The organism is Nostoc sp. (assembly GCF_036917235.1).
Taxonomy (GTDB): domain Bacteria; phylum Cyanobacteriota; class Cyanobacteriia; order Cyanobacteriales; family Nostocaceae; genus Nostoc.
Map to the genome: position 1 here is coordinate 38,119 of NZ_JBALDU010000076.1, position 21,169 is coordinate 59,287.

The 21,169-nt window shown below is 40.3% G+C and carries 16 protein-coding genes, 1 tRNA gene and 2 pseudogenes; 10 read left to right on the forward strand and 9 right to left on the reverse strand.

The window, feature by feature from the left end:
• Position 1 precedes the first annotated feature (1 nt).
• Complete coding sequence (locus V7K44_RS21870) at positions 2–1,249, forward strand: alpha-L-fucosidase (protein ID WP_334934275.1); 1,248 nt, start codon at positions 2–4, stop codon at positions 1,247–1,249.
• Positions 1,250–1,441: 192 nt separating this feature from the next.
• Here V7K44_RS21870 and V7K44_RS21875 read toward each other — a convergent pair.
• Together V7K44_RS21875 and V7K44_RS21880 are read right to left on the reverse strand one after the other, a co-directional pair.
• Positions 1,442–1,893 (reverse strand): annotated as a pseudogene (locus V7K44_RS21875) (Hsp20/alpha crystallin family protein).
• A gap of 237 nt (positions 1,894–2,130) precedes the next feature.
• Complete coding sequence (locus V7K44_RS21880; protein WP_334934278.1) at positions 2,131–2,841, reverse strand: class I SAM-dependent methyltransferase; 711 nt, start codon at positions 2,839–2,841, stop codon at positions 2,131–2,133.
• A gap of 394 nt (positions 2,842–3,235) precedes the next feature.
• Here V7K44_RS21880 and V7K44_RS21885 point away from each other — a divergent pair, with 394 nt between their 5' ends.
• Complete coding sequence (locus V7K44_RS21885) at positions 3,236–4,606, forward strand: transposase (RefSeq protein WP_334934280.1); 1,371 nt, start codon at positions 3,236–3,238, stop codon at positions 4,604–4,606.
• Here the strand turns inward: V7K44_RS21885 and V7K44_RS21890 are convergent.
• Genes V7K44_RS21890 through V7K44_RS21900 form a run of 3 tightly spaced genes read right to left on the reverse strand, consistent with a single transcriptional unit; the run spans position 4,581 to position 5,434 of the window.
• Positions 4,581–4,835, reverse strand: a complete 255-nt coding sequence (locus tag V7K44_RS21890; protein ID WP_334934282.1) for an IS5/IS1182 family transposase — start codon at positions 4,833–4,835, stop codon at positions 4,581–4,583. The genes V7K44_RS21885 and V7K44_RS21890 overlap by 26 nt on opposite strands.
• 3 nt (positions 4,836–4,838) lie before the next feature.
• Positions 4,839–5,129: a transposase gene (locus V7K44_RS21895; RefSeq protein WP_334934284.1), complete on the reverse strand. Its 291-nt coding sequence runs from the start codon at positions 5,127–5,129 to the stop codon at positions 4,839–4,841.
• Complete coding sequence (locus tag V7K44_RS21900) at positions 5,102–5,434, reverse strand: transposase (RefSeq protein ID WP_334934286.1); 333 nt, start codon at positions 5,432–5,434, stop codon at positions 5,102–5,104. The genes V7K44_RS21895 and V7K44_RS21900 overlap by 28 nt, the downstream gene beginning before the upstream one ends.
• 63 nt (positions 5,435–5,497) lie before the next feature.
• Here V7K44_RS21900 and V7K44_RS21905 point away from each other — a divergent pair.
• From V7K44_RS21905 to V7K44_RS21930, 6 genes and pseudogenes are all read left to right on the forward strand, one after another.
• Positions 5,498–5,764, forward strand: a pseudogene (locus tag V7K44_RS21905) (hypothetical protein); the annotation flags it as partial.
• Between the two features lie 175 nt (positions 5,765–5,939).
• Entirely contained in the window at positions 5,940–7,154 is a 1,215-nt protein-coding gene (locus V7K44_RS21910; RefSeq protein ID WP_334934288.1) for an HsdM family class I SAM-dependent methyltransferase, read from the forward strand.
• Positions 7,155–7,156: 2 nt separating this feature from the next.
• Positions 7,157–8,266 (forward strand): hypothetical protein, encoded by a 1,110-nt coding sequence (locus tag V7K44_RS21915; RefSeq protein WP_334934290.1) that lies wholly within the window; start codon positions 7,157–7,159, stop codon positions 8,264–8,266.
• Positions 8,259–9,581 (forward strand): restriction endonuclease subunit S, encoded by a 1,323-nt coding sequence (locus V7K44_RS21920; protein WP_334934292.1) that lies wholly within the window; start codon positions 8,259–8,261, stop codon positions 9,579–9,581. The genes V7K44_RS21915 and V7K44_RS21920 overlap by 8 nt, the downstream gene beginning before the upstream one ends.
• 18 nt (positions 9,582–9,599) lie before the next feature.
• Entirely contained in the window at positions 9,600–12,938 is a 3,339-nt protein-coding gene (locus V7K44_RS21925; RefSeq protein WP_334934294.1) for a type I restriction endonuclease subunit R, read from the forward strand.
• Positions 12,935–13,627 (forward strand): M48 family metallopeptidase, encoded by a 693-nt coding sequence (locus V7K44_RS21930; protein WP_334934296.1) that lies wholly within the window; start codon positions 12,935–12,937, stop codon positions 13,625–13,627. The genes V7K44_RS21925 and V7K44_RS21930 overlap by 4 nt, the downstream gene beginning before the upstream one ends.
• A 53-nt stretch (positions 13,628–13,680) precedes the next feature.
• Here the strand turns inward: V7K44_RS21930 and V7K44_RS21935 are convergent, their stop codons facing one another.
• Positions 13,681–13,884: a ribbon-helix-helix domain-containing protein gene (locus tag V7K44_RS21935; protein WP_334934298.1), complete on the reverse strand. Its 204-nt coding sequence runs from the start codon at positions 13,882–13,884 to the stop codon at positions 13,681–13,683.
• A 168-nt stretch (positions 13,885–14,052) separates the two neighbouring features.
• Here V7K44_RS21935 and cas12k point away from each other — a divergent pair, with 168 nt between their 5' ends.
• A complete protein-coding gene (gene cas12k / locus V7K44_RS21940; RefSeq protein WP_334934300.1) occupies positions 14,053–16,065 on the forward strand; it encodes a type V CRISPR-associated protein Cas12k in 2,013 nt (670 codons plus the stop codon).
• 1,430 nt (positions 16,066–17,495) lie between these two features.
• Here cas12k and V7K44_RS21945 read toward each other — a convergent pair.
• From V7K44_RS21945 to V7K44_RS21955, 3 genes are all read right to left on the reverse strand, one after another.
• A tRNA-Ala gene (locus V7K44_RS21945) sits at positions 17,496–17,568 on the reverse strand.
• Positions 17,569–17,633: 65 nt separating this feature from the next.
• Positions 17,634–18,362: an HAD family hydrolase gene (locus V7K44_RS21950; protein ID WP_334934302.1), complete on the reverse strand. Its 729-nt coding sequence runs from the start codon at positions 18,360–18,362 to the stop codon at positions 17,634–17,636.
• The gene (locus V7K44_RS21955) at positions 18,359–19,246 is read right to left on the reverse strand and encodes a class I SAM-dependent methyltransferase (protein ID WP_334934304.1); all 888 of its coding nucleotides are present in this window, start codon (positions 19,244–19,246) and stop codon (positions 18,359–18,361) included. Before V7K44_RS21955 ends, V7K44_RS21950 begins: the two co-directional genes overlap by 4 nt.
• A 372-nt stretch (positions 19,247–19,618) precedes the next feature.
• Here V7K44_RS21955 and V7K44_RS21960 point away from each other — a divergent pair, with 372 nt between their 5' ends.
• Entirely contained in the window at positions 19,619–20,800 is a 1,182-nt protein-coding gene (locus V7K44_RS21960; RefSeq protein WP_334934306.1) for an RtcB family protein, read from the forward strand.
• Positions 20,801–21,169: the final 369 nt, after the last annotated feature.

Consider the following 21,169-nt stretch of genomic DNA (forward strand, 5'->3'; position numbering starts at 1 on the left):
CATGATGAATAACTGGTTTGATACAGCTCGATTGGGGATGTTTATTCATTGGGGACATAGTTCCCAACAAGGATGTGAGTTATCTTGGCCGTTAGTTGGCGGTGTATTCAGCCTACCTTTTTGCAAAGATATTCCAGTTGAGAAATATCACTACACAGCTAATACTTTCAATCCACAGCAATACAATCCTCAAGAATGGGCAGATTTAGCAAAAAGTCTAGGAATGAAATATGCCATATTAACAGCCAAACATCATAATGGTTTTGCCCTATTCCATACGCAAGAATCAAACTTTTCAATTGCATCTGCACCTTATAAAAAAGATATTGTACGTGAATATATCGAAGCGATGCGCTCTGTAGGATTGCGTATTGGTCTTTATTTTTCGCTTAGTGACTGGCATCATCCAGACTATCCAGCTTTTACAGAAGCAGATAAACCTTATCGCTTTGACCAGCTCCCTCAACCTACAGCGCAACAATGGGAGCGATATATCCAATTTATGTTCAATCAGATACGAGAATTATTGACTAACTATGGTCAAATTGACATCATTTGGTTTGACGGAAGTTGGGAACGCACTCCTGAGCAATGGCAAGCTCAAGAATTAGCAAAAATGATTCGTGATTTACAACCTAATATTCTCATCAACGATCGTCTTCCGAATTGTGGAGATTTTGAGACTCCTGAACAGTTTATTCCTCCTCACCCACCCGATCATCCTTGGGAAACTTGTCTGACTATTAATGAGAGTTGGGGATATAATTCAGATGATTGCAACTTCAAATCGTCTCGTCAATTGATTCATACTCTTTGCGAAGTAGCAGGCAAAGGGGGCAACCTCTTGCTTAATGTTAGTCCAATGGGTAATGGACAAATCCCTCCTGAGCAGTTAGAGCGTCTCAAAGATATAGCAGATTGGATGGGGAGCCACTCTGAAAGTATACTTGATACAACCCCAGGATTAGAACCGTGGCAATTTTACGGCCCCTCAACTCGTAAGGGCAATCGCATTTATTTACACCTATTAATGAAACCTTACGAAACAATATCAGTTAGGGGTATACCAATCAAACAAGTAAAATCGGTGTTTGTTCTTGCTGACGGCACAGCACTAACCTACACAAGTCGCTGTGCAATTATTGATTCTATCCTCAATTCTAATCCGTTAGGAGAATTAACAATTGATGTACCTGAATCAGTAATTAATCCATACGTTACAGTGATTTGTATTGATATTGATTCTTGAGTAATTAATGTAAATTCATTAACAGTACAGCCATCGCTCCAATTCTTAGAGCAAAAGAGAGCATTAGAGACGTAGGAGCGTCACAGCCCATTAAAGTAGCTTAAATTAGAGATTGCATCCAAAAAAGCCCAGTCATTTCTAACTGGGCTTTTAGCTATCTCAATCAATTATTGGAGGTGAGTAGTTTCGCACTTATGGAGCAGGTTGTTCTAAATTAACCTTGACAACTTTGTTCTTTTCTTGCTCGGACTTTGGCAGTGTCAAATTCAAGATCCGTCTTTATAATCTGCGGTAACATTGGTATTTTGAACCCTAGCAGATAGAGGAATTACACGTTGGAACTTGCCGTAGTAAAATTCACTCTTGGTAATACCGTTGTCTTGGGTTTTAGTTTCAGACTTGCGCTCACCGCTAATGTGAACAGCGTCTTGGGTGACTTGAATATCTAAGTCTTTAGCTTCCAGTCCTGGCAGTTCTAGCTTAAGATGAATCGCATCATCGGTTTCGTGCAACTCAGCAGCAGGTACTCTGATAAAGCTTTTTTCAAGCCGTGCAGATGGTACTCTGGTATCTCCAAATAAGCCGTTGATGTGACGTTCTAAAGCGTTCAATTCTTGCCAGGGGTTGTAACGAACTAGTACCATAACTCTTTCTCAGAAAATTTCAGCTATTGTTTAATCGTTTTTGCACTTAATTTTGTGCTTATGTATTCATAATAAGTATGGTTCAAACTCCTGTGAATTCGGTAATCATCACCTAATTAAATGATGATTACCGCACTTAATTAGACCTAAAAAAAATTACGGTTTACTCTAATTTCTCAGTTCGGTAAACCAGAATAATCACTTTGAGAATCTGTAAAATCCATACGCAGTAAGGAATTAGATTTTGGCTGTATAATTTAAATCTGTCAAAGAATTATACCTTTGATATTCAATCCGCACTTGCTTAACGTCAAACTCAGATTCTAAAAACACGAGTTTTTCTACTTGCTGTAATCCCACATTTTCAAACTGTGCTAATTCTGAGTCTGATAATGGCCAAGGTGGGCCAGAGGGTTCAACTTCTGTATCTCGAACACGAGTAATCAGCAAAAGTATCCCACCAGGAGCAACAAAGGAGGTAACTGAAGAAATAACCCCAGAACGCACATTCAACGGCAAAGCTTGAATATTACGACATTCAAAAACAAAATCAAAAGCTTGATGCCATTGTGAGGGAATTGCTAACAAATCTGCAACTACATAGTTGACAGTCGAATTTGGAAATCGCTCTTGACACCAAGCAATCGCTGTCGGTGAAATATCAAAGGCAGTTACTTCAAATCCCAGATGAGCTAAAGCTTCGGCATCATCTCCCAAGCCGCAACCAATGACTAGCGCCTTTTGCCCAGAAGCGAACGGTTGATGATTCTTCAACCAATCTTGTAGATAAGGGTGAGGAGTTAACTTTGCCCAAGGTATTTTTGCTGTATCACCTTTAGCTTCGGTATATAACACTTCAAACCATGTCGATGGTTCTGATTTTTGTACAGCTTCGGTAGCTAATTGTTTAACATATAATCGTAAATCTTCAGGTTGCTGTTCAAACATAAAAACTCACATTACTAACATTTAATTGCTGAAAGCACCGAAAATACGTAACTTATGTCCCTGAACTTGGAAAAAATGGACATTAATTCTTTAAAACTGACAATAATTATTTAATGGACATATGGATGTACATTAAATAATTATATGTCGCAATTCGCAGATAGTGTCGCAACCACATCTAAATAACTGAAACCTTTATCCTGTAAGGATTATAAACTATTTAATGACATAGAAAATAAATTTACTTAATTCGTATTTTATATGTCGTAAATCCTAAATTATCAAATTAAATGTCGTTTGTTAAGATTTAGATATTTATCAAATTGTATGTCGCATTCTTAGTCGATTAATGGTACATTAGTACCTTAATTATTCATGAGTGTTTTTCACTCCAATGGCAGACAAACAATTTGAATTCACGAAAAAATTAACGCAAGTTCCAGATGCAATTTTTCTTGACAAGAGTAATTTTGTTATAGATCCATCCCAAATTATTTTGGAAACATCAGATAGGCATAAACTGATATTTAATCTGATCCAGTGGCTTGCTGAATCACCAAATCGCACGATTAAGTCTCAGAGAAAGCAGGCTGTTGCAAATACTCTTGGTATTTCTACTCGCCAGGTAGAACGTCTCCTCAAGCAATACCATGATGACAAGTTATCAGAATCAGCAGGAGTACAACGCTCAGATAAGGGAAAACATCGAGTCAGCGAAGACTGGCAAGAATTTATCAAAGCAATTTATAAAGAAAGTATTAAAAACAAACATCCAATTTCACCAGCATCTATAGTTCGCGAAGTAAAGCGACATGCGCTCGTTGACCTGAAGCTGAAACCAGGAGATTATCCTCATCAAGCTACTGTTTATAGGATTTTAGATCCTTTAATTGCACAACATAAACAGAAGACAAAAGTCAGAAATCCGGGATCGGGATCTTGGATGACAGTTGTAACACGAGATGGACAGCTACTTAAGGCTGACTTTAGTAACCAAATTATTCAATGCGACCATACCAAACTGGATATTCGCATAATTGATAGTAATGGTAATTTATTGTCTGACCGTCCTTGGCTAACTACTGTTGTGGATACTTTTTCAAGCTGTGTTGTTGGTTTCCACTTATGGATCAAACAACCAGGTTCTACAGAGGTGGCTTTAGCCTTAAGACATGCTATTTTGCCCAAGAAGTATTCTGAAGATTATCAGCTAAATAAAGTTTGGGAAATATGCGGTACTCCTTTTCAATATTTTTTTACTGATGGTGGAAAAGATTTAGGATCAAAACATCTAAAAGCCATTGGTAAGAAACTAGGATTTAAGTGTGAACTACGCGATCGCCCTCCCGAAGGCGGTATTGTAGAACGGCTTTTTGGAACTATTAATACTCAAGTTCTCGAAGATTTACCTGGTTATACAGGGTCAAATGTTCAGGAACGCCCCAAAAATGCAGAGAAAGAAGCGTGTTTGACAATACAAGATATAGACAAAATCCTAGCTAGTTTCTTTTGTGATATTTATAACCACGAACCATATCCCAAAGATCCCCGCGAAACAAGATTTGAGCGATGGTTTAGAGGAATGGGAAGAAAACTGCCTGAACCTTTGAATGAGCGAGAATTAGATATCTGTTTGATGAAAGAAGCGCAACGAGTTGTTCAAGCGCATGGATCTATACAGTTTGAGAACCTGATTTATCGAGGAGAATCACTCAAGGCATATAGAATCCATTTGACATCTAAGAAGATACTGCAAGCCTCTTAACCATCAGCCGAATAAAACAAAGATTAACCTTGGCAGTGGCATTAGCTAGAGTTCTCTCAAAGTTCTTAACGAGAATTTTGCATCTCTCCATCCAAGCATTTGAACGTTCAATTACCCACCTCGCAGCAACCGGAACAAACCCAGACTGCCCTAATTCTTTCTTTTCTTGTTTTGATGGTTTTGGCGAAAGTTCAAACCTGATTTTCGTCATAATCTGGGGATAAACCAATTCTTACTCCTCTCTCAGATGTTCCGGGTGATAACCGTGGTCTAGAAGAATGGTGATTTTGGGAATATTAACGGGCTTTGACTGAAAATAATCAATGTTTTTAGTCAACATCTCAATCAAACCCCTATCATCAGATACATTCGCTTTGGTGCAGTGAGTAAAGAAGGGAAATCCCAGGGTATCAACGGCTAGATGCCTTTTTATGCCATTGGTCGATTTGTAGAAACAATATCCCTTTGATTCAGCGCTGGCATTACAGGTGTTTTTTACCGCTTGAGAGTCAATGATGAGCAAAGTTGTCCATTTGGCTTTTTTTTCACCTGTTCACGTACTTGAGCGTGTAAGATGCTCATCAGTTTGTCGAGTACTCCTTCAGCCCGCCACTGTTTGTAATGCCAATATACCGTCGAATAGGGAGGCAAATCTTTGGGCAAGTCTTCCCAATTGCAGCCATTCTTGAGTTGATAGAAGATGCCATCCAAAATTTCTCGCTTTGTCCAGTTAGGTGGTCTCGTCTGCTTTTTGGGCGGCAATATTTGAGGCAGTAGAGGTTCGAGGATTCTCCACTCTTCGTCTGTGAGGCTGCTAGAGTATGGCATTACTACTTTATACAACTTTTGCGCTCACTTTACTTCAATACAGTAAAAGATGTCAAATGGGTTCTATATGAGATGCTGCCACCCAAGGGTATGACTATGAAACCCAGACCAATTCGGTTATGTGGTGCTTGCTATGCAGAAGCTCCTTGTCACTGCATTGAGTGGCAGTTTAAGGAGAAAATGAAGTGCGATCGCCACCAGTTGGATTTGTTAACAAAATGCACTAACTGTGAAACACCCTTCCTAATTCCTGCCAATTGGGTGGAAGGAGAATGCGCTCATTGTTCCTTGTCTTTTGCAAAAATGGTGAAGCGTCAGAAGCGCTATTAATAAAAAACTCTAAATAAGAAAAAGACGTGAACTTAATCACGTCTCCAGGTAATGGAAAATTAATGCATGAAAGTTATTAGGCTACATCCGCTACTAGCAAGTTAACACTTTTCATCAACAGATAGGCAATAAACTTAATACTGCATTACACAGTCTTGCTGATGCTAACCCGGCGGTGTTGCAAGATGTTTTTGACCATATTGATTTTAATAAACAAGTGGGTGGCAAGAGTACGTTAAGCGATTTGCAGTTACGCCAAATGATAGAACATTTTGACAAGCGATCGCTACGTAATGAAGATTTAGAATTTCCCGATTTGTTGGGTGCAGCCTATGAGTATTTAATTTATTTCTTTGCTGACTCTGCTGGTAAAAAAGGCGGTGAATTTTATACTCCCCGTGGGGTGGTGAAGTTAATGGTGCGAATTGTCAACCCCCAAGAAAGGATGGAGGTTTATGACCCCTGCGTAGGTTCGGGGGGAATGTTAATTTTGTCCAAGCAGCACATAGAAGAACACGGTGGAAATTCCCGCGATTTGAGGCTTTACGGCCAAGACAATAACAGTGGAGTTTGGGCTATCTGCAAGATGAATTTATTACTGCATGGCATCCCCAATGCTGTGCTTCAGAATGACGATACTTTGATGGTGCCCATTAAAGATGGGGGAGATTTAAAGCATTATGACCGAATATTGAGTAATCCACCGTTTTCGCAAAACTACAGCCGGGGTAATAAAGATAATGAAATGGAGTTTAAAGACCGATTTCGGGTTTTTTGCCCTACGAGTGGAAAAGCTGATTTAATGTTCGCCCAGCACATGCTAGCGGTGTTAAAGCAAGATGGGATTATGGCGACGGTAATGCCTCACGGGGTATTGTTTCGCGGTGGAGAAGAGAAGAAAATCCGCAAGTTATTTATTGAAGAAGATAATTTAGAAGCGGTGATTGGCTTACCACCACAATTATTTTATGGGACTGGGATTCCGGCGTGTATTTTGGTGATGCGTCCTACAGGTGCGAAACCAAAAGCGACTCAAGGTAAGGTGTTGTTTATCAACGCTGATGCCGAATTTCAGGCTGGACGCGCTCAAAATTCTTTGCGTCCTGAACATATAGAAAAAATTGTCTCGGCTTATGAAGATTTTATAACTAATGCCGATTATGCTGGGATTCCTGGTTATGCGGCGGTGGTGACTCAACAACAATTGGCTAACAACGAATATAAGTGTAATATTCGCCGCTATGCTGATAATACCCCACCGCCAGAGCCTCAAGATGTGCGATCGCATCTTTTGGGTGGTGTACCAAAATCTGAGGTGGATGCAAAGCAAGAATTATTTACTAGCCACGGTTTTAACCCGATGACTTTGTTGCAACGGAGGGAAGGGTAAACATGGAAGAATATTTAGATTTTCAGCCGACATTAACAGAACGCACCCAAATTAAGCAGCGCATTGAAACTGACGCCGGGATTGTACAGCAGGAGGAGGAACTGCGGCAAGTTACTCTCAATTGGTGGCAGGAACATCAACAGCATTTAATTGATTTGCCTAAAAACAAGGAGTTGATGAAGCTGCGGGCAAAATTTTTACAGACTTTTGAGGCGGCGGTGCGTCCCATTGGTTTGTTAGATAGGTTTAAGACTATGGGAGTTATTGCTAGCTGGTGGGAAGATGCTTATGAGGTTTCTGCCGATTTGAAACGTTTAGCAAACTTGGGTTTTAAAGGTTTGATTGATTCTTGGGTGGATACGATTCGGGATGCTTTGGAAGATACGGAAAGTAAGCAATCTGGTAATAAATTTGACGCTTTGAGTCACAAAATTGTCCCGGCGCTGGTTCCCCAGTATTTGCAACAGTTGGAAGATGCTGAGGCGGATGTGGCGACGTTGGAACAGGAAAAGGAAGCTTTTGAACAAGGGGAGGAAGGGGAAGCCTCGGAAGATGGGGAAGCTGTTAATTTTGTCAAGCAATTAGAAGAACAGCTGAAAGAATTGAAATATGCAATTAAGGATGGTCAAAAACGGCTGAAGGAATTGCTGGGAACAGACCGCAAGAAGGGGTCGATTAAGTATGAGAAAAAACAGGGAAATGATACGACTGAGTTAGAGGAAGAATTGGCTTATCTGCAATCAATGGTGATCCCGAAAGAGCAGGAAATTGCCGAGATTGAGGTGCAGTTACAACCTTACAAGGAGATTTTGGAAAAGTTGAGGGAAGCACGTAAGCGGGTGCGGGAGTTGAAAGGGTTACTTGTAAAGGAGTTGGAAGCGGCGAGTGCAGCTTTAAGTGAGGAGAAAGCGCAGGGGTTGGTGTTGGATTTGTTTAAGGCGGATTTGTTGATGCAGTTGGAGAGATATGTGAGTGAACACCGTCAGATGGTGATTGCTGCGGTAGAGAATTGGTGGGATAAGTATCGGGTGACGTTGGCGGAAATTGAGAAGGAAGAGGAGGAGGTTAATCAGAAGTTGAGTGAGTTGTTAAGGGGTTTGGGGTATGTCTGAAACAATATTAAGCTCCGAGCAGAACTATTTGTTAACAATTGAAAAACCTCCTGAGTGGCGTGTTGTCAAATTTGCTGATATTTCTGAATTGATTACTAAAGGTGCAACTCCTACAACTTATGGACATGAATTTGTAGATAGTGGCATACCTTTTCTTCGTGGTGTAAATGCTTCAACTAATGGCGAACTCAAACTAGATGATATCAAATATATTTCATTAAAAGCAGACCAATTAATATCACGCTCTCGATTACATTATGAAGACATTTTGCTTTCCATTGTAGGAACAATGGGAATTTTTATTTTTGTGCCTAAAAGTATTCTAACTGCTAATATTAATCAGAATGTTGCTTTGATTCGCCTTCGGAAAGATATCATTTCTCCTTCTTACGCTAAATACTTTCTACAATCAAAAGCATTTAGTTCTCAAATCTCAATTGAAAACACGTTACAAGCACAGGCTAGTCTCAGTCTTGAGCAGGTTGGACAATTCAAAATAATTCTTCCATTGCCAATAGAGCAACAATCAATTGCTGAAACTCTCGACGCGATTGATAAAGCGATCGCACTCACCGACACTCACATCATAAAACTTAAAAAAGCTAAAGCCGGACTGCTACACGACCTCCTCACACGCGGTATTGACGATCATGGCGAACTGAGAGATTATACACGTAACCCTGAATTGTTTAAGCGATCGGCCTTGGGGATAATTCCCAAAGATTGGGAAGTAGAGTCTTTAGAATCTGTTTGTTCTAACATTGTTGATTGTCCTCATACTACACCGATCTTTAGAGATGAAGGAGTTCTTATTGCAAGAACCTTCAATATCCGTGATGGAATATTTAATATTTCTGAAGTCTCTTACATTAGCGAAGAAGACTATACACAACGTATTTCAAGACTAAAGCCGCAATTGGGAGATGTAATTTTTACCAGAGAAGCACCTGTTGGTGAAGCCTTTGTTATTCCTGAAGGAATGCGTGTTTGTTTAGGACAGCGCACGATGCTTTTACGTCCTAATCCTGATAAAGCAATAGGAGACTATATAGTTGCACAAGTTTACTCTGAGATTATCAAAACGCGCATTAACCAAATAACAGGAGGAACCACTAACCCTTATTTGAATGTTGCAGATGTTAGAACTTTTAGAGTACCGTTTCCCAAAGTATATGAGCAAAGAAGGATTACTGACGCTCTTAAAAAACAAGACCTCCACATACAGCAAAAGGCAAAACTGAGAGAAAAACTCAAACTCTTAAAAAAAGGCTTAATGTCCGACCTATTAAGCGGACGGGTGCGCGTCAAAATTTAACCAACAAAGGAGAAAAAGATGGGATCGGGGCTTGAAGAGACACATACAGAATTACCCACAATAGAACAACTGCAAAAAATGCGACTACTTCCCGGCGGTTTAGGCTGGGAACACATCAAAGCTAACCATTTAGCAGCAACCCCCGAACAACGGGACAACTACCACGAAGTTCTCCTACTTCCCCGACTCCAACGCCAACTGCGACAAATCAACCTCGACCCCAACGGACAACCCTGGCTAGACGAACGCCGCATCAACCAAGCCATCAGCCAACTGCAAAACCTCGGCCCCGGTAAGCTGATGGAGAAAAACGAAACCCTGACAAAACTTCTCCTCACAGGCGTAAAAGTCGAAGGACTCACAGGTAAACAAACTACCATCAACCTCATAGACTTCGACCACCCGGAACGTAACGACTTTCTCGCTATCAGCCAATTCCGCATCGATCTACCGGGAGTAAAAGGCCCCAAAGGTCACTACCGCCCCGATATTATTTTGTTTGTCAACGGTATCCCCCTCGTGGTCATCGAATGCAAAGCCCCAGGTGCAGATATGCTCAAATCTGGGATTCAAGACTTGCTACTTTACTCCAACCAACGCAACAGCTTACAACCCGAAGGAATTGAGCGTCTATTTCACTACAATCAATTGATGATTTCCTGCACCTCCGGGCGGGCTGTGGTGGGTACGGTGGGGAGTCAACCCAAGCATTATCTCGAATGGAAAGATACCAGCCCCTTCGATTCCAGCCTCATAGCCCAGCTTTTAGACATCACCAACCCTACTCTTCCCGAAGAGGAATTAATCTCAAGTGCATCTAATTACTTATTACCAGAATCTTCCCCTATTAACGAAGACGAGACTTTAGCAGCAGTCAAAAGTGGCGAAAAGTTAGAAGATTTAATTGACTTATCCAAACTTAACCGCCGCCAGCAACTCATCGCCGGAATGCTTCACCCCGCCAGCTTGCTGGACATCCTGCGCCACTACATTCTCTTCACAACCAAACACAACCGCCGCATCAAAATAGTCCCACGCTATCAACAATTCCGAGGCGTATCCAAAGCCATTGACCGCTTAATACACGGTAAAACCAAAATAGAACACGGTAGCCAAGACCAGCGCGGCGGTATTATCTGGCATTACCAAGGCTCTGGTAAAAGCTTGGATATGGTGTTTATCCTCCGCAAACTGCGGACAATTCCCCAACTTCAACAGTTTAAAGCGGTTATCGTTACCGATCGCACAGATTTAGAAGAACAACTATCAGAAACAGCAACCCTTTCCGGTCAAACTTTGCAAGTAGCCCAAAACATCAAAGACTTAGCGAACAAACTGCGACAAACAGGGCCGGGTATTGTTTTTGGGATGGTTCAGAAATTTAACAAAATTAATAACCCCAAAGAATACGCTGATATTGATGAGCTAAAGTATGCTCTTAATCCATCCGCAGACATTTTACTATTAATCGACGAAGCACACCGCTCTCATAATAAAACTCTCCACGCATATTTATCAGCAGCTTTACCCAACTGTGCCAAAATTGGTTTTACAGGGACTCCCATCATCTCAGCAAAGAAAAAGAAAACAAAAGACATCTTTGCCCATGACGAAAATCCCTATATTGATATTTACAGTATCCGTGATTCCCAAAAAGATAATGTCACCGTTCCTATCTTCTACGAAGGTCTGGAAACAATGGGAGCAGTCAAAGGAGCCACTACTCTAGACCAACTTTTTGAGGTGCTATTTCAAGACTATACCCCAGAAGAACGGGCAGCGATTAAATCCAAATACGTCGGAAAAAAGAACGTCCTCAACGCTAAAAAACTGATGAAGGACAAGGCTAGACATATCTTACGCCACTATGTCACGCGCATCATGCAGGGTAAATTTAAAGCTCAGGTAGCAGCAAGCGATCGCCAAGCTTGTGTTTTGTACCAGCAATATCTTACCACAGCCAAAGACGAACTTATTCAAGAATTAGAGTCAAATGCCGTTATTTTGCAAAGTCTGAAATTAGAATTTGCACCAGCCGAATACCGCACCCTCGTACAAGCCTATCCTTACCTAGATACCATCAAGCGCCTGGAATTTGCGGCGATTATCTCCGCCAACAGCAAACAAGACCCCCAAGCCTGGAAACAATGGACTGATGAAAACAACCACACCATCTACAAAAACCGTTTCTGGAAAAGCTTAGATGAAGACGGTTTAGCTTTTTTAATTGTGAATAATAAACTCTTGGTAGGCTTCGACGCACCTTTAGAACAAGTGCTATATGTAGACCGCAGCTTAATAGAACATGATTTATTACAAGCGATCGCTCGTACTAACCGCACCGCCGAAGGTAAAGACTACGGTTTAATTGTAGACTATTACGGCATCGACATCGCCGCCGCCATGAGTGTCTACGATCAAGAAGATGTCGATGGTGCTTGGTTTGATATCCAAGAAGAACTACCCAAACTACACCAAGCCCATCAACGGGCAATGAATTTTTGGCAAGAACGCAACTTAAATATTTCCGATGACAAAGAAGCTTGTGTAAATATCCTAAATCATGACGAGCGATCGCGTGCAGAATTTTATCAACTGCTGCGGGAGTTTCTGCAAGCAATGGATGCCTTTTTACCTCGTCCCCAAGCTTTGCGCTACCTCAATGATGCGAAAAAATTGGGAGAATTAAAGAAATTAGTCGATGATATTTTCCGAGATGAACGCCCAGAAGACGCGAAAGAAAAAGTTCAAGCGCTGATAGACCAACACATCCAATCTCAGGGGATTAACCTGAAAGTCTCACCAGTAAATATTCTTGACTTAGACTTTGAGCAACGGGTACAACAAAGAAGTTCTGTCGAAACTCGTGCGGCGGAAATGGAACACGCCATCCGTTACCACATCCGCACCCATCTAGACGATGACCCAGTTTATTACCGCAACCTCAGCGACAAACTAGAAGAAATTTTACAACGTTTGGGTGCAGATTGGAATGCGATCGCTACAGAATTTTTAAACCTAGCGCAAAAAGTTCGAACTGAACAAACCGAAGTTAGCGAAAATCAACCATCAGCCCGAATTCGCCCCTTCTTCAATGCTCTCATAGATGCACTAGACTTACCAACACCGGAAATTTCCACCCAACTCCAAACCTTTAGCACCGAACTGGTAGACTATATCTACAACCAAAGTTATGTAATCGGCTTCTGGAACGATTTGGTAGCCAGAGAAAACCTCTGCAAGAATATCTGGCTGAAATTAGAAGATTTAAATGTCTTCCCAGATAGTAAACTGGATGGTTTAGCAGATCAAATCACCCAATTAGCCGAGCGACACGATGTAAATCGAGGGCGATGAAAACCATTAATGTTGGAGAACTCTCCTTTGAACTGCGCGAAAGCCCCCGTCGTCGCACAGTTGAAATTACCATCGAACGCGACGGTCAACTAATCATAACAACACCACCTCAAGTCCCAGTAGAAAAACTAGGACAAATTATCGAACAACGCCGCTTCTGGATTTACAACAAACTGCTGAAAAAATCAGCGATAAAACAGCCAACTGAACAAAAAACTTATTTACCTGGCGAAGGCTTCTATTATTTAGGACGCAGCTATCGCCTGAAATTAGTAGACAGCGCAAACAACCCACTTAGACTTTACCAAGGACGCTTTGAACTTTTGCGATCGCATCAAGAGCAAGGTCGAGATTTATTTATTCAGTGGTATAGCGGTCATATTCAACAGCATTTGGAATCAATTACTACATCTATCGCTAACAGAATCGGCGCAAAACCTACTTCTATCCAAGTGCGCGAACTCGGTAATCGTTGGGGTTCATGTAACCCAAAAAGTGATATTTATTTCCACTGGCATGTTGCTTTGCTTCCTAATGCGATGATTGAATATGTCGTAGTTCATGAAATGGTTCACTTAGTTCAACCCAACCACAATAGAGATTTTTGGGACAGGGTAGAGCGAATCTTACCTGACTGCGCGGAAAGAAAAGATTGGTTAGCAAAAAACGGCGCAATTTTTAGCTTATAAATTGCGATGAGGGGTAGCAGTCTGTCAAGGAAAATCATTTCCCGATGGCTGGCTTATTGTTGCGGTGGATTCTGCTTGTTTTGTCGCTCCTCAACTGCCTTACTCACAAGCCGCACAACAAGATTACTGATGGGACGGTCTTCTTCCTCAGCCCATTTCACCAAAGCTTCGTGGATATCTTTGGGGAAATATATCGAAGTTTGTACGCGATCGCTCTGGCTCATCAACTCTATAAGGATTTGTCGCCAATCCATCATACCCTCACAACCTTTTTACAAGGTTCAATAATGTTTAACAATGTGTGGCAATGTTTTTATGGTAGATTGAAAACGATCGAGATTTTTTTATGGCGATCGGGTCAAGTGGCGATCGTTATCTGGCGAAGACTAATAAGAAATTATTTGTTTTATAGAAAGGTTGCTATTATGAGCCGCAATAGTAATAAAAAATCCACGTCTCCAATCCATAGAACCATACGATGCCATCTGGATGCTAGTGAAGATGTGCTTCAAAAGGTATGGGAAGAGATGACTCAAAAAAATACTCCTCTAATTATTCAATTGCTAAAAAGTGTAAGCGAACAGCCAGAATTTGAAGCTAATAAAGAAAACGGAAATATAACTAAGAACGAAATCACAAAATTACGTGAATCTATAACAAAAAATTCTGAATTGGAGAAACAGTCAGGTCGTCTTCGCTCATCAGCAGACTCTTTTGTAAAAATGGTTTATTCTTCATGGCTTACTTTATATCAAAAACGAAAAAACCAGAAAGAGCATAAAGAGTATTTTCTCAACAATATACTCAAGAGTGATGTTGAACTTGTGGAAGAAAGTAATTGCGATTTACAAATAATACGTTCTAAAGCACAAGAAATACTTAGTCAACCGGAAAAAGTCTTAATACAAATTAATAATGATAATAAAAATAAAACAAAATCCAGCTCGAAAATAATTAAAAAAAACAGTGTAAAAGAAAATCGTGTTCCAAAAGAAGATGCCAATAAAATTATTCCAAAAACATTGAATGGAATTTTATATGAAATTCACAGAACAACACAGGAAGTTGTAACACGTTGTGCAGTTACTTATTTGCTCAAAAATTATAATAAAGTCAGTGAAGTAGAGGAAAATATCAAAAAACTTGAAAAACGTCGTACTGAAAAAGAAGTCCAGATTAGACGTTTGGAGAAACAGATTCAAAATAACCGATTGCCTAACGGTAGAGATATAACTGGAGAAATATATGATGAGGCATTTGATAATCTAATAAATCAAGCATCTAAAGACAATGAAGAATATAAGGAATGGATAGATCATTTATCTAAAAAGACATCTAATTTCCCATATCCAATCCATTATTTATATAGCGATTTCACTGGTTGCTATAAAAACGAAAAAGGAGATATTTTTGTTTACTTTAATGGCTGGGCTAATTATCACTTTAAAATTTGTTGTAATCAACGGCAGCGTCATTTTTTTGAACGCTTTCTAGAAGATCACAAAGCTTTTACAAAAAACGAAAAAGGTAAAGAAAAGCTTTCAGGTAGCTTGTCTACACTACGTTCTATACAGTTATTATGGCAACAAGGTGAAGGCAAGGGTGAACCGTGGAAAGTTCATAAATTAGCGCTACATTGCACCTATGATGCTCGTCTATGGACAGCAGAAGGTACTGAGGAGGTGAGAAAAGAAGAGACTGCTCAAGTGCAAAAACGAGTAAGTAAAGCAGAGGAGAATAAAAATTTAGATAAACAGGAACAAAAAAAACTGAAAGCAAATCAATCTTCGCTGTCTCGACTTAATAATTCATTCACTCGTCCTAGTAAGCCAGCTTATCAAGGTCAATCTAACATAATTGTTGGCATCAGTTTTCATCCTGTTGAATTAGCAACAGTTGCTATAATCGATACAAATACCAAAAAAGTACTTGTATGTAAAACAGTAAAACAGTTACTAGGCAGTGCTTTTAACCTGTTAAGCCGTAGACAACGACAACAAGTGCATTTAAGGAAAGAGAGAGAAAAAGCTCAGAAAAAAGATTCGCCATGCAATATGGGTAAATCGGAACTAGGGGAATATATTGATAAATTATTAGCAAAGAGAATAGTAGAAACTGCTAAGTCTTATCAAGCAAGTTGTATTGTACTACATACATTAAAAGACATAAGAGAAATTCGCACCAGTGCAATTCAAGCAAAAGCTGAGACAAAAATTCCAGGGGATGTAAGTGGTCAAAAATTATATGTTAAAGAATATAACCGTCAAATACACAATTGGAGTTACAACAGACTCCAAGAATCCATAACGTCGAAATCTGCTGAATTAAAAATTAGTATTGAATTTGGCATCCAGCCCCATTATGGTACTCTGCAAGAACAAGCTATGGATGTAGCATTTTATGCTTACCAATGCCGAATTAATACTATTAGCAAATAAAATTTCTAATCAAAAAGTAAGATTTAATACAATGCGGTTTAGTTAAGCATTTCTCCCTTTTCTCTGTGTCCTTTGCGCTTGGATTGCCGCAGGCTACCCTCCGCGTCTACGTTAAAAAAATTAAGTTTGACAAAGATTTTTAGCACTAAGTGAAGGGTATTGTGATTTAATAGATGTGAAATCGGTGCCGTCGTACATGCTCTTTTGAGCCTTAACTGTATGATGCTAATACAGTATTAACCCCTTTATGTAAATACTGTTGGAATGGGTTAGTTTAGCGTTTGGGAAAACGTATTCTTTCTGACCCTGGTAGCTGCCAACTCTACCTATGCGGTCATCTAAATGTTTGTTAGCAGTAATTGCTTGGGTAAGCTAATGCTGCTGTTAGATGAGAAAGTACTCGCACCGAGACGCATGGGAAGTATAAGGTGTTAGGGTTCCAAACAGCCCAGAACCTTTGCTCTTGACATCAAACTCTTTTAGCTTGGTGTTGGGTGACAGAGCGGCCTGTACTACTGAAATCTTAGATTTTGGTTTTACGAGGAGGATCATTACCTCTTACTTTACAACAAAGTAAGGGTACGGGTATACCGTCACGGTGGCTACCGAACTACCACCCCCTAATTTTTATTTTTGGCAGATCAAAGCGGGGGCAAAATCCCTGGAGTGCTGCCAAATGTTCAAAACTCCTGTCTGCACTGGGTATTACTATTTTAGTCATGAATAAAATTTTATTCATTGACTGTAGAAAATAGGAATTAAAGGAGGCTTGTCAATTTTGCCTTCAGAAGCCCTTGTTGGCAATAGTTTTCACGGGTGCGGTTTCCAAAGCCGTCTCGTTAGGTGGTGGGTTGAAAGTAGTTTCAGGTAGTCAGTCCAGAGTCTAGTATTAAGTTTCCAAAGCCGTCTCGTTAGGTGGTGGGTTGAAAGTTTATCGAGTATTGGGTAGAACGGGTCTGTAATTGCGTTTCCAAAGCCGTCTCGTTAGGTGGCGGGTTGAAAGTTGTGATCACCGAAGTACGCGCTTTGGTTATATAATTCTGTATTAGGGTGGTTTGAAAGGAGCGTTGCGATCGCACGTAAGACGCAGCTATTTTATAGTAGTAATGCCTCTGCTTGAGTGAAAACAAGAAAAGAAGAGGTAGTATATTTTTGTAATTAGACTATAAATAAAGCGCTTTAAAGCTAGTCTTGTAATTCAAGAGCCTTGGGCTTGCTGTAATTTATTAAATTAGAAAACATATATTTGTCCGAGTTTTACAGGCTGATTTTGGACAATAATTCTTTAAAACTGGTTTCAACTCTGGACAATAATTCTTTAAAACTGGATTAATTGCTGAAAGCCCCGGAAATGCGTAACTTATGTCCCTGAATTTCGTAAAATTGGACAATAATTCTTTAAAACTGACAATAATTATTTAATGGACAAATGGAGAATAACGGATTCGAACCGATGACCTCTGCGGTGCGATCGCAGCACTCTACCAACTGAGCTAATTCCCCTTAATGGTTGCTAAGTCAAGAGTACTATTACTCATTAACTTAAAACATTATCACCATAAATTATTCTAACATTCAGTTACCGATGGTTGAGGCTGTTTTTGGGAATAAACTTTTTGCACCCGTTCGAGTTCCAAATCACTGAGATAATCAACAGTCCAGTTACAGCAGCGCTGAAGCATGTGGAATGGGTAAGTATTCGCTACACCAACAACTTGCATTTGCGATCGCTTCGCTGCTTCTATACCTGCTGGAGTATCTTCAATTGCCAGACACTCGTGTGGTTGAAGATTCAATTCGGGATATTCTTTATTCAAGCGTTTCACTGCCAGTAAATAACCATCGGGTTCTGGTTTAGTGGTAGTGATGTCATCACCAGCGACGATAATTTTAAAATGTTCAGCGAGTTTAGCACGATTAAGTACTAGTTCTATTTCTGTGCGAATCGCGCCACTAACTAATCCTAGTTTCAGATTGCGCGATCGCACCTGAAATATTAAGTCTTCTACACCTGGATATAAAGGCAGTTTCTTTATTTTTTCTAGTTCCACCGTATAAGCTTGGGCTTTGCGGTACAGCAACTGATTTAAATAGTTTTCATTGGCTACTCTACCACGGTTAGCGAGTAGTTGCCCAAAACAAGCGCGATCGCTGCGTCCTAAAGAAGCTTGACGCTCACTCACCTTTTGGGGTTGGAGATTTTCTTCAATGAGAATCTCATCGATCAGTTGCAGGTGGATTGGCTCATCGTTAATGATGACACCATTAAAATCAAAGAGAACTGCCTTTAAACTCATGCCATTATGCCAAACGCTGGAGAACCAAGTCCCTCCAAATCATCATTATCTACTGATGTGGGAGTATAATGACGGACATTTTCGGTTGCTATTGGTTTTATGCCGCTAGTTACCTGATTTATCCACCATACATCCTGCGATCGCACTGCTTCAAATCCGGCTGCACCCATCTTCGCTTCTGTACTACTAGCAGCATACTCACGAATATATGGCTCCTCAAAAACATCATTGAGCCATTCTAACTGACGCAGAGTCTTCTGATTCCCATCTAGAATTAATACTTGTCCTCCAGTTACCAGCAACCGGAAGCTTTCCCGCAGAATTGCTAGAGACACTGCATCTGGTGTTTCGTGGAATAGCAAAGAAGCTGTTACCAAGTCAAATGTTGCATCTCTCAAACCAGTTTTTTCAGCATTTCCGTGTCGCCAGACTATCTCCAAGCCAGCATTTCTAGCTTTATCTTCCGCCCTTACCAGCATATAAGGTGATAAATCCAAACCAATAACTTCCGCTTCGGGGAAAGCCTGTTTTAACATTAAAGTAGTGGAACCAGTACCGCAGCCTAAATCGAGTATGCGTCGTGGTTTCACCTTCACGGCATCAACTAAAGCTTGACGGACAATACCTTCATTAGGCGGTAGAACGTATTGAGTAACCGGATCGTAAGTAACTGCTGCATCGGAATTGAGATATCCGTTAGTAATCCCGTGAAAGTTTTGATTACTGTAGTACGACGGAATTATGACATCATCTCGTCGATAGCGATCGCTCTCTTTTTCCCAATTAATACTATCAGCGTAACGCCGTAACCCATCTTCATCAATCAAAAGACGCACTACAGGGGATAAAAAACGTTCCCAGATTGTATCTTGACGGACTGCCATATTGTGTCAGAACTTTAAGGAGCTATTTAAACAAAGTGATTTTCTTTACAAATTTTAATACATCTGGGAAGTATCTGCTTTCTCTCTGTGGTGATAGGTTGACGCTTGTAACTTAATATATTACATTTGTATTACAAAATATAACTCCTAAAAGTAGTTCTTCAGCTTCACGAAAATTGAGGGAGCCAAATTAAAGACAATACAACATATAAATTGCTACAAATAACTAAGTAATGGGTTATATGTCATACCGATAAGTGTCACTGCCCTACACCAAATCCCTACGGGTTCGGTAGTTGCTCATGGGGGAAACCCCCAAGACCGCACTGCCTCACCAAAATCTAAAATTTAAAATCCAAAATAGAAACGATTATGCCCTACGAAAAGTTAGAAATTACCACACCATCACCCGTCTTATCTTGGGCAAATCACTCTTTGGGCCCAGAAGAAACCAAGATGGCTAAGAATGTGGCATCATTACCATTTGTATTTAAGCACGTGGCATTAATGCCAGATGTTCACTTAGGAAAAGGTGCTTTAGTGGGTTCTGTAATTGCAACCAAAGAGGCAATTATCCCAGCTGCTGTCGGTGTGGATATTGGTTGCGGTATGAGCGCTGTCAAAACAGCATTTACCGCCGAACAACTAGAAGGTAAATTAAAGAAAATCCGCCTGGATATTGAAGCAGCAATTCCGACTGGATTCAACGAAAATAAAGACGTTGAAAAATCTGTCAGCAATTGGCAGCACTGGGATGATTTTAAAGACTTGCATCGCGGCGTGCAAGACCTACAAGGTAAAGCAATGAAACAGATGGGTTCTCTCGGTGGAGGAAACCACTTTATTGAAGTGTGCCTCGATACAGAGAATCAAGTTTGGCTGATGCTGCATTCTGGTTCGCGTAACATTGGCAATAAACTTGCCCAGTGTCATATTCACACAGCCAGAGAATTAGCAAAAATGGCTGGTAATAAATTGCCTGACCCAGATTTAGCTCACTTTGTCGCTGGTACGCCAGAATTCCAGGCATATTGGCACGATTTACAATGGTCACAAAACTATGCGCGTGTCAACCGCGATGTGATGATGGCGCGTTTTAAGCATATTGTTGAGAAGCATTTAGCAGGTGGGAAGGCAACTAAACCTTTATTGCAGGTTAATTGTCATCACAATTACGCCGAAAAAGAAGTACATTTTGATGAGGATGTATACGTTACTCGTAAAGGTGCAGTCCGCGCCCAAACTGAAGATTATGGGATTATTCCTGGTTCGATGGGGGCAAAGTCTTTCATCGTTAAAGGTAAAGGTAATGCCTACAGTTTTTGTTCTTGTTCCCACGGTGCAGGGCGTTTGATGTCTAGAAATAAAGCAAAAAATGTCTATACACTTGATGATTTAATAGAGCAAACAAATGGTGTGGAATGCCGTAAAGATGAGGGCGTGTTAGATGAGATTCCTGGTGCTTATAAGCCGATAGAGCAAGTTATGGCAAATCAAGCAGATTTGGTTGAGGTTGTAGCGACTCTCAAGCAAGTTCTTTGTGTGAAGGGATAAGTTTGTCGGGTGGGTAATGCCCACCTTTTTTCTTTTTTTTAACGCAGAGGTACGCTGAGGTAAGCGCAGAGGAAGAAATGATTGTTTTAAGTGAATCGACTGAACAAATAGAGGTATTTGCCAGCGCTAGCGAAAATGAGTTAATGACTGAGGCTGACCAATTATTACTTGATGTAGAGATTTTTGGGTAGTATTACTTGTATTTTGAAGTACAAGTAGATGATAATTTTCTAGTGTTTATGGTAAGTTAAAAAGATTATCCATTTACATCTTTATTACAGCATTTACGGCTGTTATGAGGTACAGTAGCAGCAACTAGCAAACAAGTTTCTTAAATGTTGAGGATTTATTAAATTGAGTGCAACTGAG